At 61.0% G+C, this 13,506-nt stretch carries 12 protein-coding genes; all 12 read left to right on the top strand.

What is annotated here, in order from left to right:
• Positions 1-683 (top strand): ABC transporter substrate-binding protein (locus JXA24_00970; protein ID MBN1282329.1); only part of this gene is annotated, 683 nt, incomplete at its 5' end.
• Between the two features lie 5 nt (positions 684-688).
• Positions 689-2,125 (top strand): alkaline phosphatase family protein, encoded by a 1,437-nt coding sequence (locus tag JXA24_00965; GenBank protein ID MBN1282328.1) that lies wholly within the window; start codon positions 689-691, stop codon positions 2,123-2,125.
• Positions 2,126-2,275: 150 nt separating this feature from the next.
• Positions 2,276-3,688 carry an adenosylhomocysteinase gene (locus JXA24_00960; protein ID MBN1282327.1) on the top strand — a complete coding sequence of 471 codons (1,413 nt, stop codon included), beginning with the start codon at positions 2,276-2,278 and terminating at the stop codon, positions 3,686-3,688.
• Entirely contained in the window at positions 3,688-4,500 is an 813-nt protein-coding gene (locus tag JXA24_00955) for an electron transfer flavoprotein subunit beta/FixA family protein (GenBank protein MBN1282326.1), read from the top strand. Before JXA24_00960 ends, JXA24_00955 begins: the two co-directional genes overlap by 1 nt.
• A gap of 2 nt (positions 4,501-4,502) precedes the next feature.
• Positions 4,503-5,468: an electron transfer flavoprotein subunit alpha/FixB family protein gene (locus tag JXA24_00950; GenBank protein MBN1282325.1), complete on the top strand. Its 966-nt coding sequence runs from the start codon at positions 4,503-4,505 to the stop codon at positions 5,466-5,468.
• Positions 5,469-5,582: 114 nt separating this feature from the next.
• Positions 5,583-6,677, top strand: a complete 1,095-nt coding sequence (locus tag JXA24_00945) for a Na/Pi symporter (protein MBN1282324.1) — start codon at positions 5,583-5,585, stop codon at positions 6,675-6,677.
• A gap of 16 nt (positions 6,678-6,693) precedes the next feature.
• On the top strand, positions 6,694-7,386 hold the full coding sequence (locus JXA24_00940) for a hypothetical protein (GenBank protein MBN1282323.1): 693 nt from the start codon (positions 6,694-6,696) through the stop codon (positions 7,384-7,386).
• Positions 7,387-7,394: 8 nt separating this feature from the next.
• The gene (locus tag JXA24_00935; GenBank protein ID MBN1282322.1) at positions 7,395-8,006 is read left to right on the top strand and encodes a deoxynucleoside kinase; all 612 of its coding nucleotides are present in this window, start codon (positions 7,395-7,397) and stop codon (positions 8,004-8,006) included.
• Between the two features lie 149 nt (positions 8,007-8,155).
• Positions 8,156-8,755, top strand: coding sequence for a hypothetical protein (locus tag JXA24_00930; GenBank protein MBN1282321.1), 600 nt, complete (start codon positions 8,156-8,158; stop codon positions 8,753-8,755).
• A 42-nt stretch (positions 8,756-8,797) separates the two neighbouring features.
• A complete protein-coding gene (locus tag JXA24_00925) occupies positions 8,798-12,049 on the top strand; it encodes a tetratricopeptide repeat protein (protein MBN1282320.1) in 3,252 nt (1,083 codons plus the stop codon).
• A 67-nt stretch (positions 12,050-12,116) separates the two neighbouring features.
• Positions 12,117-13,169, top strand: coding sequence for a hypothetical protein (locus JXA24_00920; protein ID MBN1282319.1), 1,053 nt, complete (start codon positions 12,117-12,119; stop codon positions 13,167-13,169).
• Positions 13,170-13,287: 118 nt separating this feature from the next.
• Positions 13,288-13,506 (top strand): hypothetical protein (locus tag JXA24_00915; protein ID MBN1282318.1); only part of this gene is annotated, 219 nt, incomplete at its 3' end.

The following is a 13,506-nucleotide window of genomic DNA, read 5'->3' as shown; positions in this document are numbered from 1 at the left end:
TGGCCCTCGCAGTTTTGATGCTGGCGCCGGCCTTCTCCGCCGCGGCCCAGACAGTGGACGTGGACAAGATCCGCAGCGGCGGCAAGCTCTATCCCGTCAAGACCCCCACCCGCGCCATACAGGACCTCGACGGCATGCTCGACGACTTCAAGGTGGCGCCCAAGGGCAAAGCCCTCTCGGCCGCCGACGAGGAGTTCAACCGGAAGCTCAAGCAGGACGTCATCCACGGCACCTTCGACATACGCGAGCTCGCGAAGCAGTCGCTGGCCAGGCACTGGAAGGAACTAACGCCGCAGCAGCAGGATGATTTCGTCAAGCTGCTCACCGATCTGCTCGAGGAGAAGGCGCTCTTCTCCAAGGAGCAGTCGGCGGCCAAGAGCAAGGGGGGCGGCAAGTACTACGTGGTGTACAGCGGGCACAAGTTCTACGACGCCGGTCAGACGCGCTCGTTCGTGAGGACGAAGGTCGTTGTCCCCTCGGAGAAGATAGACATCCCGCTCCACTACAGGCTCAAGAAGAAGGGCGAGGAGTGGAAGATCTACGACGTCATAGTCGACGAGGCGAGCCTCGTGGACAACTACCGCTACCAGTTCGACTCCATAATCAAAAAGCACGGGTATGCGGATCTGGTGAGGCGGATGAGCGACAAGCTGGCCGAGATCCGCTCCCAGAGGAAATCTTAAGAGAGATGCCATCCGATAGAAAGAGGCTCGCCGTCGTGATTCTCGCCGACGGCGCGCGCGCGGACGTGATTGGTGAGGAGCTTGCCCGCGGCAGGCTCCCCAACATCGCGAGGCACCTCGTCGAGCAGGGCGCCTCGCTCCCGGCGGTGACGAGCTTTCCCTCCACGACCGGCCCCGCCTATCTGCCGTTTCTGACCGGCTGCTTCCCGGGTACGTGCAACGTGCCCGGCATCCGCTGGTTCGACAAGGCGAAATACGACTCAGGCTGGTCGTTCGACCGCTACCGCTCCTACGTGGGCCTCGAGAGCTTCTGCATGGCGGGCGACATGTGGGGGCACATACGCACCGTATTCGAGCTCGTGCCCGGCTCGGTGAGCATCTTCAACCCGATCGCCCGCGGCGCCCGCGGCCCGCGCAACGCCACCCGCGTCAGCAGGATCTGGTACTGGTACTACTCGCACCTGACCGACCGCTGGGCGTTCACCGACGAGGCGGCGCTGCGCAAGCTGAGGGCGGAGATAGCGAAGAGGCCCTCCTACGTGTTCTGCGTCTTTCCCGGGATAGACGAGTACTCGCACCTGGCGCACCCCAGGCATCCGCGCACCCTCGAGCAGTACAGTCGGCTCGACTCGGCGGTGGGGGCCGTGGTGGCCGACCTTGCCGCGGCGGGGCTCTGGGACGAGACCGCGCTCTTTCTCGTCTCGGACCACGGCCTCTCCGCCACTCATACCCACTTCTGCGTCAACACGTTCATGGAGGGGCGCGGCCTTCCTCCCTTCTTCTACCCCCTGATATTCAAAAAGCGCGGGAAGCTGTGCGCGAACATGGTCTCCGGCAACGGGATGACCCATCTCTATTTCAGGAACCGCGACGGGTGGGCGCGCCACACGGTGCGCGATGAGTTGGAGAGGCTCTCGCCCGGGCTCATCGACGCGCTCCTGGAGGAAGAGGCGGTCGACATCTTAGCCGTGCGCAACTCCGCGGGTGGTGCGGACATCTTGAGCAAAAGGGGCGAGGCGTCGGCGAGGCTCGACGGGGCGGCGCTGCACTACGAGGTGAAGGGGTCGGACCCGTTCGGCTACGGCCCGTTGCCCGCCGATCTCGATCCCATGCAGTCGCTGGCCCGCACCCTGGATACCGACTATCCGGACGCGCCCTTCCAGATCGCGCACCTCATGACCGCGCCGCGCGCGGGGGACCTCATCATCTCGGCGACGCCCGGGTTCGATTTGAGGGAGAAGTACGAGCACCCCGAGCACCGCGCCTCGCACGGCTCTCTCCACCATAGCCACATGCGCGTGCCGCTCATCACGAATCTCAGGCTCGAGTACAGGCCCGCGCGCACCGCCGACGTGTTCCCCACGGTGCTCAAACTGCTCGGATCGCCACTGCCGGGACACATAGACGGACTGCCGTTGAACGAGCTCAAAGCTCAAAGGTGAAAGGTCAAAGGTCATAGGTGAAGGAGCAAATGGTGCTTGATATTGCGGGGGAATTTGCGATATAGGCCCTCCCTCGACTTATCATTATATATGGGGCTGTTTGAGGCATGGCGCGGCGAGGGATATCGACTGCGCAAAAGGAGACAGGCGATGACGAACAAGGAGTTCAAGGTCAAGGATATGGCCCTGGCGCAGTTCGGCCGCAGGGAGATGGAGATAGCGGAGAAGGAGATGCCGGGGCTGATGGCGGTGCGCGGGAAGTACGGACCTGGGAAGCCGCTCAAGGGCCTGCGCGTCACCGGCTCTCTGCACATGACCATACAGACCGCGGTCCTCATCGAGACCCTGGTTCAGCTGGGTGCCTCGGTGCGCTGGGCCTCCTGCAACATCTTTTCAACCCAGGACCACGCCGCGGCCGCGATAGCCGCTTCGGGCGTCCCTGTCTTCGCGTGGAAGGGCGAGACGCTGGAGGAGTACTGGTGGTGCACCTGGCAGGCTCTCAGTCACGGCGGCAAGGGGCCGAACCTCATCGTGGACGACGGAGGCGACGCCACGCTGCTCGTTCACAAGGGCCACGAGCTGGAGACCTTCTTCGAGAAGAACAGGAAACTCCCGGAGATGAAGACGACCGTGAAGGAGGAGATCGTCATCGAGAACCTGCTCCGCAGGATACACTCGGAGAACCCGGGATTCTGGCGCGGCATGGTGCCGGAGATCATCGGCGTCTCCGAGGAGACGACGACCGGCGTGGGCCGCCTGTATCAGATGATGAAGGAGGGGAGGCTCCTCTTCCCGGCGTACAACGTCAACGACTCGGTGACCAAGTCCAAGTTCGACAACCTCTACGGCTGCCGCGAGTCGCTCGCCGACGGCATCAAGCGCGCCACCGACGTGATGGTGGCGGGCAAGGTGGTCCTGGTCTGCGGCTACGGCGACGTGGGCAAGGGCTGCTGCCAGTCCATGCGCGGCTTCGGCGCCCGCGTCCTCGTCACGGAGATCGACCCGATCTGCGCGCTGCAGGCCGCGATGGAGGGATTCGAGGTGACCACGATCGAGGACGCACTTGCGGAGGCGGACATATTCGTGACCGCGACCGGCAACCGCGACGTGATCACCGCCGAGCACATGTCCGGGATGAAGGACCAGGCGATCGTCTGCAACATCGGGCATTTCGACAACGAGATCCAGATGGACAGGCTCGAGAAGATGCAGGGCGTGCGGAAGGCGGAGATAAAGCCGCAGGTCGATCGCTGGACGTTCCCGAGCGGCCGCTCGATCTTCGTGCTCGCCGAGGGGAGGCTCGTGAACCTGGGATGCGCGACCGGCCATCCGAGCTTCGTCATGTCCAACTCGTTCACCAACCAGTGCCTCGCCCAGATCGCGCTCGCCGCCGACAGGCCGAAGACAGGGGTGTACACGCTGCCCAAGAAGCTCGACGAGGAGGTCGCGCGTCTGCACCTGGCGAAGCTCGGCGCCAAGCTCACGATCCTCAGCGAAGAGCAGGCATCCTACATCGGCGTGCCGGTCGACGGTCCTTATAAATCGGGGCATTACAGGTATTGATGAAGATAGGAGTCCTTCTAAAAGAGGTCCCTGACAGCGAGAGCATAATCCGCATCGCCGCTGATGCGAGGTCGATAGAGACCGATCGCCTGCAGTGGACGATAAACCCCTATGACGAGATCGCGCTGGAGGAGGCGCTGCGCCTGAAGGAGAAGTTGGGCGGCCCGTCCGCCACGGCTTCGCCTGAGGCGTGCCGGGCAGGCGAGGTCGTGGTGATTACGGCAGGCCCCGCCCGCGCCGTCGATTCCATGCGCAAGGCGCTGGCGATCGGAGCGGACCGCGGCATTCTGATAAGGACCGAAGGATTGGAGCTCGATCCGGCGACTACCGCCTCTGTGCTGGCCGGGGCGGCCCGGCGCGAGTCGTTCGACGTCATATTCGCGGGGAAGACGGCCTTCGACGACGGATGGGGCCAAGTCCACATCGGAGTCGCCGAAATGCTCGGAATCCCATGCGCCTCGCCCGTGGAGAGGATCGAGTTCGACATGCGGTCGAAGGAGGCGCTCTGCGCAAGGCCCGCCTCCGCGGGCATCAAGGAGACGGTAAGGCTCAGGCTCCCCGCTGTCATCGGCTGCGAAAAGGGCCTCAATCAGCCGAGGTACGCCTCTCTCCCCGGCATCATAAAGGCAAGGTCGAAGCCGATCGCAGAGTTTGAGGCGTCGGTCCTCGGGGGAGCGCCCGAGATCTCCATCTTGACTGAGAGGCTCTCGCCGCCTCCGGAGCGCAGGATGGGCAGGATGATCGGCGGGACCCCGCGCGAGGCGGCCCGCGAGCTCGCAAGGCTTCTGCGGGAAGAGGCCAAGGTGATCTGACCATGAAGATACTCGTGGTGGCGGAGTCCGAAGGGGGCGCGCTCAAGCGCCACTCGGCCGAGCTGATCGGCAAGGCGGCATCTCTCGCCGGGGCGGAGGGCGAAGTTGCGGCCTTTGCAGCCGGCGTGCCTGACGAGGCCGTTTCGCATGCGCTGGGGATGGCCGGGGCGGGCAGGGTGTATGCGGCCGATGTCGCCGGCGTGACCGCGCGTTCTGGCCAGGCGCTCGCCTCGCCGCTGTGCGAGGCGATCGCCGGTTTCGACCCCGACGCCGTGCTGGGCTCCGCAACGCCGTTCGGCGCGGACCTCATGGCAAGGGCCTCCATGAGGCTGGGAAGGGGCATGTCGGCCGACTGCACCTCCATGACCGCGGACGACCGCGGGTTTCTTTTCGAGCGCCCTGTCTACGGCGGGGGCGCGACAGCCACCGTGAGGCCGCGCTCGCGCCCCGCCTTTGCGACCGTCAGGCCCAACTCATTCCCGAATCGGCCGGCCTTCGACGGCTCGCCGGAGATTTCGATGCTCGATGCGGCAGAGGCCGATGGGGCGCGCATCGAGGGGGTGGAACAGTCGGAGCCCGGCATGTTGGACCTGGCAGAGGCGGACAGGATCGTTGCAGCGGGCAGGGGCATCGGCGGGGCCGGGAACTTCGGCGTCATAAGGGACCTCGCAGGGGCGCTGGGCGCTGCGGTCGGCGCTTCCAGGGCCGCGGTGGACGAGGGGTTCATCTCTCACGACCATCAGGTGGGACAGTCCGGCAGGGCGGTGAGCCCGTCCCTCTATATAGCCTGCGGCATATCGGGCTCCATACAGCACATGAGCGGCATGCGAGGATCGAAGGTGGTGGTCGCCATAAACAGCGACCCCGAGGCGCAGATATTTGCGAGGGCCGACTACGGTATCGTGGGCGACATGTTCGATGTCGTTCCGGCGCTGGCCGAGGAGATAAGGCGCATGGGCTGCGATTGATTTTCCTGTTTCGGATCGCCCTGTTATAGAGGCATTTATACCTTTACTAAGGTTTCACTTCATTATATTAGGCGCACGATGTCTCCGCGCGCATTGAAGCTGATTCCCGTTTTCGTGCGAGTTCTTTTCTTACTCGTTCTTCTCTATTTATTCCTCTTTTCGATCGATTTGCTCGGCAGCTCGTTCAAGATGCTGGGCAAGGATATCGCCGAGGGGCTGATCTCCGCCACGACAAACCCCTTCGCAGGGCTCATGATCGGAATTCTGACCACGGCCATCGTGCAGAGCTCATCCCTCACGACCTCGCTGATCGTGGCCCTGGTCTCGGCAGGGGGGCTCACCGTCAACTGCGCGGTTCCGATAGTGATGGGCGCGAACATAGGCACGACGATAACCTGCGCCATAGTTTCGCTCGGGCATATAAGGCGCAACGACGAGTTCGAGAGGGCCTACGCGGGTGCCAACATGCACGACGTATTCAACGTGCTCTCGGTGGCGATCCTCCTTCCCCTTGAAATGGCGACCGGGTTTCTCGGCAAGGCTGCCCGCTCTCTGTCCGCCTTCTTCTACGGTTCACGCGGGGTCGGCTTCGAGAGCCCGCTCAAGGTCGTAATCCATCCGGCGGTGAAATGGCTCCAGGGAATGATCGGGGATTTATTCTCATGTTCCGAGAGGGCCAACGGCGTGTTCAGCGTGGTCGTTGCGCTCGTCCTTGTGTTCGTTTCCCTCAGTTTCATTGTGAAGCTCATGCGCCGCGCGACCAGCTCCAAAGCCGAGCACTGGATACAGAGGGTATTCTCGGCCAATCCCTACATCGTCCTGGCCATAGGCACGGCCTTCACCGCGCTTGTTCAGTCCAGCTCCATAACCACGTCCATGATGGTGCCCCTGGTGGGTGCGGGGCTGATAACGCTCGCCCAGGCGTTTCCGCTCACGGTGGGCGCCAACCTGGGCACCACGGTGACTGCGCTGCTGGCTACTCTGGCCGGCAACCAGGACGGCCTCACCATAGCGTTCGTGCACCTTCTGTTCAATATCTGCGGCACCGCCATCTTCTTCGTGCCCCCTTTCATGCGCAGGATCCCGATTTCGATATCGACTTTTCTGTCGCACTATTTTGTCACGCACAAGAAGCTGGTCTTCGTCTATATATTAACGATGTTTTTCTTGATACCGTTTATCGGCATGATCTTGAGCGAGATGCTCTGAAGGAAAGGAGATTGCGATGGTTTTCAGGGAGCTTCTGGCAATGTGGCACGACGAAACGCCCCTCGCCGAGCTTTTCAAGAGGTTCGACGAGATGATGGTCATAGCGAAGGAGATGTTCGAGCGCTCCACCGCGCCGCTCACCGACTCCGGGAAGATAGAGTCATCCCACGTCCAGCTGGCGAAGATGGACAGCAGGCTCAACACCCTGCAGCAGGTGATACGCCGCGACATAGTCACGCATCTCTCGGTGCAGGGTGTGGCTGACGTGGTTCCGTGCCTCATCCTCATGAGCCTCTCCAAGGACGTGGAGAGGATAGGCGACTACTGCAAGAACATAGACGAGATATACCGCAAGGCCCCCCACCTCCTCAAGGACCCTCTAATCCCGCTCCTCCTCGAGATGCGCTACAACATCCTGTGCTGGTTCGACAAGACCAAGGTGGCGTTCGACAAGAAGGACAAGGCTCTGGCCAGATCGACCAGGGAGGAGGCCTACAGGACCGAGAAGGAGTGCGACAGGCAGGTATGGGAGCTGGCCGAGGACAATAAGGGCAGGAATGCGGTTGCGCCGGCCATGCTCATGCGTTTCTTCAAGAGGGTTTCGGCACACCTCGGCAACATATGCACGAGCGTGACGATGCCGATAGACAAGCTCGACTACTTCGACAAGCCCGGCGGCAGGAAGGGCGAGCTCCTCGAGGACGAATAGCCAGTCGCATGGCTGCCAGATATATAGCGGTCGCAGGCAACATGGGCTCAGGAAAGTCGAGCCTCGTGAAGTTCCTCTGCGAGCACTTCGGGCTCAAGCCGTTCTTCGAGCCAAACGACCAAAACCCCTTTTTGCCGCTCTTCTTCAGGGACATGAAGCGCTGGGCCTTCCATTCGCAGATGCACTTCCTCACGCATAAGTTCAGGATCCACCGCGAGCTTGATTCATATCCGGGCACGGTCGTGCAGGACCGGACGATCTACGAGGACGCCGAGATATTCGAGGCGAACCTATTCCGCCAGGGCTCACTCACCAGAGAGGAGCACCGCACCTACCGCGACCTCTACGAGGCGATGCTTGGCGTGATCAACCCCCCGGACCTTCTCATCTATCTGGAGTGCCCGCTGCCCGTGCTCAAGAAGCGCATCGCAGGCCGCGGCCGCACGATGGAGCGGGGGGTTCCGGACGGTTACCTCAGGCGCCTGGAGCGCTGCTACCGCCGCTGGCTGGCGAGATACGACCGCTCGCCGATCCTCGTGATCTCCAGCGCCGAGAAGAACTACCTGGAGGACTTCATAGACCGCCAGGGGCTTCTGGAGGAGGTTGGGAGGCATCTTTAGGCCTTGAACAGGGCGAACGATTCCCCGGTCCTCGTATCTTATTGACACATCAGCTCTTTTCTGGAAAACGTTATACGTCAGAGGAGCCGGGGTAAATGTGCGCGGGCTTCTATAACCGTTGATATTGGACGCGCGACAGGAGGGTGAATATGAAGGTCGTGATGGATGAGGGTGAGGGCTACAGGTTGAAACTGGAATACCTTCCCCCGGCTTTCCAGTACATTGAGGAGTCCTCGGAGGAGATCGAGGGTTCTGCCGAGGAGAATATGGAAGAAGAGCAGGCGGACTGGGGCCCGAGCGGTCCGCCGTTTATGATGCTCTTGACGAACAGCGAGATAATCGCGTGGAGGATGGCTTCTTCGGCATGGAATGCATGGAAGATCGGCCCTGTGAGACAGATGCCGTACAAAATGATGCTCAAAAGGAGGGAGTACGGTTTTGTGGTTATCGTGTTTGAACTGAGCGCCAGAAGATATCTGGCCCCGCGCGAAGCGAACCTTGAAGATGTAAAACTTGAAAAGCAAAGGGACCCCTTATATTTTTGTCAGGAGCGCGTATTCTGGCATCCCGCACTCTGGTGCGCGTCTCATCCTTCACAGTGCAAAGGGAGCGAGCTTCAGAACGTTTTTTGCGAGGGGTCCGGCATCGACAACAGGACGGATGAGTTTATAAGCATGACTTCGAGATGCTCCACAATCGAGCCGAACGTCCCGCCCGAGACTCACTTCGCCGTCAACGAGCGAAGATAGTTCACGCAGCGTTAAAGCCTGAGCGCGATGATGGAGGCCTCCGTGTCCGACATAAAGTTCACCCTTGCGGAAGATCCCAAAGCGAAAAAGATTTATGACCGGCTCATAAAGGACGGTGTAAGCAAATCCGACATCGATGACGGCTACTTCGACCTGTCGGTCATCGATCGAGGCGGCGGCCAGAAGCCGGAGCTCGTGGGCAGGGGCGACGGGGAGATCGCCCCTCAGGAGGTGTACGAGTATGTCCTTCGGCGCCACAGCAAATACAAGAATCTGCTGTCCGAGCACACCGGCATCTACCACCCGTACGCGCTTCATGCGCCGTCCAAAAGGAGCGCGGCGCAGGCAAAGGTCCACGACAGGATCAGGGAACTCGTCAGGCGCGCCGAGGCTCTCATAGAGAAGGCGGGCATGTCGCGCGGCGACGCACGCTATTTCGACGCGATGTACGCGGTGCTCTCCATGGCCCTGCTCACCTCATCGCGCCCCCTGGAGCCGGGGATGAGGGATCTCCTGTCTCAGGCCGACATCCTCGAGGGAGCGGACGAGATCAGAAAAATGGCCAGCGGCATCATCCATGGCTTTGGCGAATGCGAAAGACGGCCCCTGCCGCTCCACGAGCATATAGATAAGAATTGCGCGGCCGACGAATACAGCGGCTTGAGCCTCTTTCTGCTCGCGATGCATGAGGCGGGATTCAAGCCCGCAGCGGCTCTGTGCAAGGTCAGGGGGCAGGCCAACCCCCTCATCTCCCTGGGCAGCATCGATCCCAGCGGCAGGGTCAGCATGCCGTTTCTCGGCGACGTTGAGTGGGCGGTGACATCGGAGCGCATCTCCCTGGGCATCATCTACATGCTCGGGGGCATGAACGCCCTGGGCCTCGATGTGGAGGGAGCCGGCCGGTGGGCCGTCAAGGCAAAGCGGCTCATCCCCGAATGGGCATCTACGAACAGGCTCGTGGGCGCCTGGCACATGCAGCGAAAGGACCATGATTTCCCCCGGGCGTACGAATATTACAGGCGCGCGCACGGGATCGCCCCCGGCGATCCTTCCACCATGTTTTACATGGCCACGGCCCTGGCCGGGATGAAGAGATTCGACGAGGCGATTCCGCTGTTTCGGAAAGTCGTCGAATCGAATGTGCCGCTCGAAATGAGGGGGAACGCGCTGGGCAATCTCGGTAAATCTCTCTACGAGCTGGGGAAGTACGACGACGCTCTCGAGGTCTTTAAGGAGGCCATCGAGATCGACCCGGAAGAGCCTTCCTATCGCAGGATCATGGGGGATACGCTTTGGACCCTGGGAAGGCGCGGGGAGGGGCTCGCGCAGATCGAGGAGGCTGCGCGCCTTCGTCCTGATGACATCTCTCTGCGCTACGATGCCTTCTTCATGCTTGTTGAAATGGGCAGGAGGTCTGATTCTTTTGCGGTCGCCGATGAGGCTTGGAATGCGGATCCGGAGAACCCCTTCTCCCTGGTGATGAGAGCCTTCATTTCGCTGCACGAGAAGAGATGCGGAGAGGCGCTCGAGCTGATCCAGAGAGCGATCTCGCGTGGCGTTCGCAACTCAAGGGAGCTGATGGTCGAGGGGCTCGCATATCTGTTTTTGGAAGACTTTGCAAATGCGGCGGCGAGCTTTGAAAGATCGCTTTCGATTGATCCGCAGAGCGATTCAATCCGCACCTTTTTTGCGGTCGCCCTGGCCAACAACATGGAGACCGAACGCGCCCTCGGGGAGGCGATTAAGGTCGATCCGTCCCTCTTGAACGCCGAGATGACGTCAATGTATCGCGCCCTTCGCGCTCATCTGGCGGCCCGTGAGGGGAAAAACGACGAGGCCCTGAACTGGCTGAAAGAGTTGTCGAAGGCCGACAGGGAAAACCCCGCCAACATGAGTATTGAGTACACGCTGCTGTCCGCAAGGCGTGACGAGAGGGGAGTCAAAAGGATAGTCTCGAGGATGGAGGCGCTGGCGAAAAAGGACGCGGCGTTCTATTCCATATTGGCGTTTCATTTCAACGAGGTGCGGCAATTCAAAAAGGCCGCCGCAGCATGCCGGCGCGGGCTGGGGGCAGACGCTGAAGACGATTTTCTCAAATGGCAGCTCGCCGCCGCCCTCCTCAATCTGAAGAATTTCGGGGAGGCCAGGCGCCTTGCGGCGGAGCTCAAGATTTCGTGCGAGGACCGGAAGATAAAGGCCTATGCGCATCTGATATATGCCAAGGCCACGATGGACTCGGGCGATTTTGAAGGCTCGATCGAGGACTTCGAGGCCGCCGTCGCCCTCGCCATTCCGGAGCCATTCCCATACGGCGTCCTGTCCGATCACTATCTGCAGGGCGGAGATCTTGCTGCTGCCGAGGAGGTGCTTGAGAAGGCCCTTGAACTTACTCGGGGCGATGTGGGGATTTATATCAATTTCGGAGTCCTCAGTCACAAAAGGGGGGACCATGGCAGGGCGATCGAGTTCTTCGACAGGGCCATCTCCATGCGGCCCGACATGACCGAACTCTACCAGGCGAGGGCGGTGTCTAAACTTCTGCTCTCCGATTATGAGGGTGCGCTGGAGGACTATGGCAGGGTGGGGAAAAAGCTCTGGGACAACGGGGATTATGCCTCTCAGTATTCCTATCTTCTCATGAGCAAGGGCGATTCGGAGGGGGCGTTGAAATACGCCAGGAGGGCGCTCAAGCTCGTGCCCTCGAACGATCTGGCGAGGCTTGCCATATTTCACACGCTCCTCAAGCGGGACATCGCCCAGGCGGAGGCGTTTCTGAATGCCAACAGGGACTCGTTCAAGGAGAGGGAGGATCTGGCCATCTCGGAGGCCTTCATTGCCGCAAAGAGGGAGGATGCCAAATTGCTCCTGAAGCACGCACAGGCGGCCATCGAGGCAAATGGGAGATCGGTGCTGGGCCACAATTTTCTGGGAGTTGCAAAGCACCGGCTGGGCGACAGCGTGGGGGCGAAGGAGGCCTTTCGCAAAGCCCTCGAAATCATGCCTGACTACGAGCCCGCCAGAGACAATCTGACGGTCATGACCTGGCGAGAGGGTGAAAATGTGCCTGTCGGCCCGGAGGTCCCCACCGGGCTTCCCGACTGGTCCGACTATAATTTCGAGGATAATTGCTGGACAAGGTGGCTTGGCAAGGACCGCGCGTTCTGGGAGATCAGGCCGATGCCTGTGATGCCTGATTTCCGGACTGAGGTTCCGCAGATCAACGAGAGGATGTTTCATGCCGTGGATTCAAACGTCATGCAGCAGGAGTTCATGAGGAGGTTTTCATTGTGGTGAGATGGCAATGCGACCCATGCGATTGCCGATTTCAAGAGGGGGATGACGGGCTTTAGAGGAGGCGAATATGGGATGGGGAGCTGTCGACACCTTTCAGGTCTGTCAAACGAAGTTCGGGCTCGGGATGACCTCCTTCTTTCGCGACGTTGATCACAGGCAGGTCGAGGTGGACTTGAACGGCGACGGCGCCCGCGACGAGTACGTGATGGTCGTCGAGGAGCAGGTGCAGTTCGCCTGCAGGGTCAACCCGTCGTGCGCTCTCTGGTGGCTGTCTGAAAACAGCAGGATAGACATGTCAGGGCTGAAGCTGTCGGGGGTGCCGAACATGGAGCTCCTCCGGAGTCTCCTCATGGGTGAGGAATTGCCAGATTCCGGAGAGTTCGATGCCCTGGGCGAGTTTCTGGAGTACGGCTTAGGCAGGCAACAGTGCTCTCCGTGGAAGGGGGTGCTGAACCCCGACGGAGAATCTTCCGCTGAGTCCCGATCCGCGTCTGTCCGGCTCGTCATCTCGGATTTGATGTCGACGTTGCATGCGAGGGGCGTGCTCGTCGATGAGTCCTCGCTCACGGGAAAGCCGCTCAGGCTTCCAAAGATCAAGGGCGAAGTAGAAGAGGGCGACACAGTGGTGTTGAAGGGTGGAAAGAGGTATGAGGCGGTTTCGATAGACTATTCGGGCGCGGTCAGCCTTGACGGCGACCGGGTGCTGATGAACAGGGAGAACATACGGATCGTCGGCCGGGAGGAGGGCGGCTCCTGCCGGATTGCGATAGACCCGTCCAAGGTGAGGAAGGTGGAGCGACGAAAGGTGGCGCCAATCCAGTACTCCCTGGATCATCCGAAGTGGCTGAATGATCCTGTGCCCTATGAGTCTCCGAAAAATCCCGTCGAATTTAAGACTCAGTTGCCGAGCATGGACCAGATTCTGCAGGACTATTTTCCGGCCCCCCAACTGCCCTCGTTCGTGGAGGGAGGGCGGCAGAGCGTGCCGGACCTGGGGACCCCGCAGCTGGACGAGGACGATGCGGCGGAGAGGGCCAGGAGGGCCGTGAAGAAGCTCGTAGAAGACACAAAGGCCGCAAAGGACAGCGACCGCAAGGGCGCCGTCATATTCAGCTGGTGACACCCCGGCTTTTGACCTCCCGGTGAAGGCCGTTGCGGGCCCTTGACATCCGCCCTCCTCCCGGACGAGTATCCATCCGGCTTCATAAACTTTCCGAAAAAAGGAAGGATTGTCTACCATGAGGGCAAGGTTTCGCAGGCAGCTTTCCATGCTCAGGGACTTCTGCACCGCCAGGGGGCTGCACCGCAGCGGCCTTCGGGAGACCATACTCCTCAGCTTTCTCTCCTCCGAGCACCACGTGACCGCGGCCGGGTTCTGGGAGAAGCTCAAGGCAAAACACCGCTCGCTCGACCAAAAGACCGTCCAGAGCGCCCTCGACCTGCTCGTCGGCGCCGGC

The sequence above is a fragment of the Pseudomonadota bacterium genome, from assembly GCA_016927275.1.
Classification (GTDB): Bacteria; UBA10199; UBA10199; order 2-02-FULL-44-16; family JAAZCA01; genus JAFGMW01.
Note: the sequence above shows the minus strand (reverse complement) of the source record. Positions and strands in the feature narration are given on the sequence as shown.

Coding starts and splice junctions, on each gene's coding strand:
- JXA24_00950 (MBN1282325.1), top strand. CDS start 4,503: ATGAAGATACTCGTGGTGGCGGAGTCCGAAGGGGGCGCGCTCAAGCGC.
- JXA24_00955 (MBN1282326.1), top strand. CDS start 3,688: ATGAAGATAGGAGTCCTTCTAAAAGAGGTCCCTGACAGCGAGAGCATA.
- JXA24_00935 (MBN1282322.1), top strand. CDS start 7,395: ATGGCTGCCAGATATATAGCGGTCGCAGGCAACATGGGCTCAGGAAAG.
- JXA24_00920 (MBN1282319.1), top strand. CDS start 12,117: ATGGGATGGGGAGCTGTCGACACCTTTCAGGTCTGTCAAACGAAGTTC.
- JXA24_00940 (MBN1282323.1), top strand. CDS start 6,694: ATGGTTTTCAGGGAGCTTCTGGCAATGTGGCACGACGAAACGCCCCTC.
- JXA24_00930 (MBN1282321.1), top strand. CDS start 8,156: ATGAAGGTCGTGATGGATGAGGGTGAGGGCTACAGGTTGAAACTGGAA.
- JXA24_00960 (MBN1282327.1), top strand. CDS start 2,276: ATGACGAACAAGGAGTTCAAGGTCAAGGATATGGCCCTGGCGCAGTTC.
- JXA24_00965 (MBN1282328.1), top strand. CDS start 689: ATGCCATCCGATAGAAAGAGGCTCGCCGTCGTGATTCTCGCCGACGGC.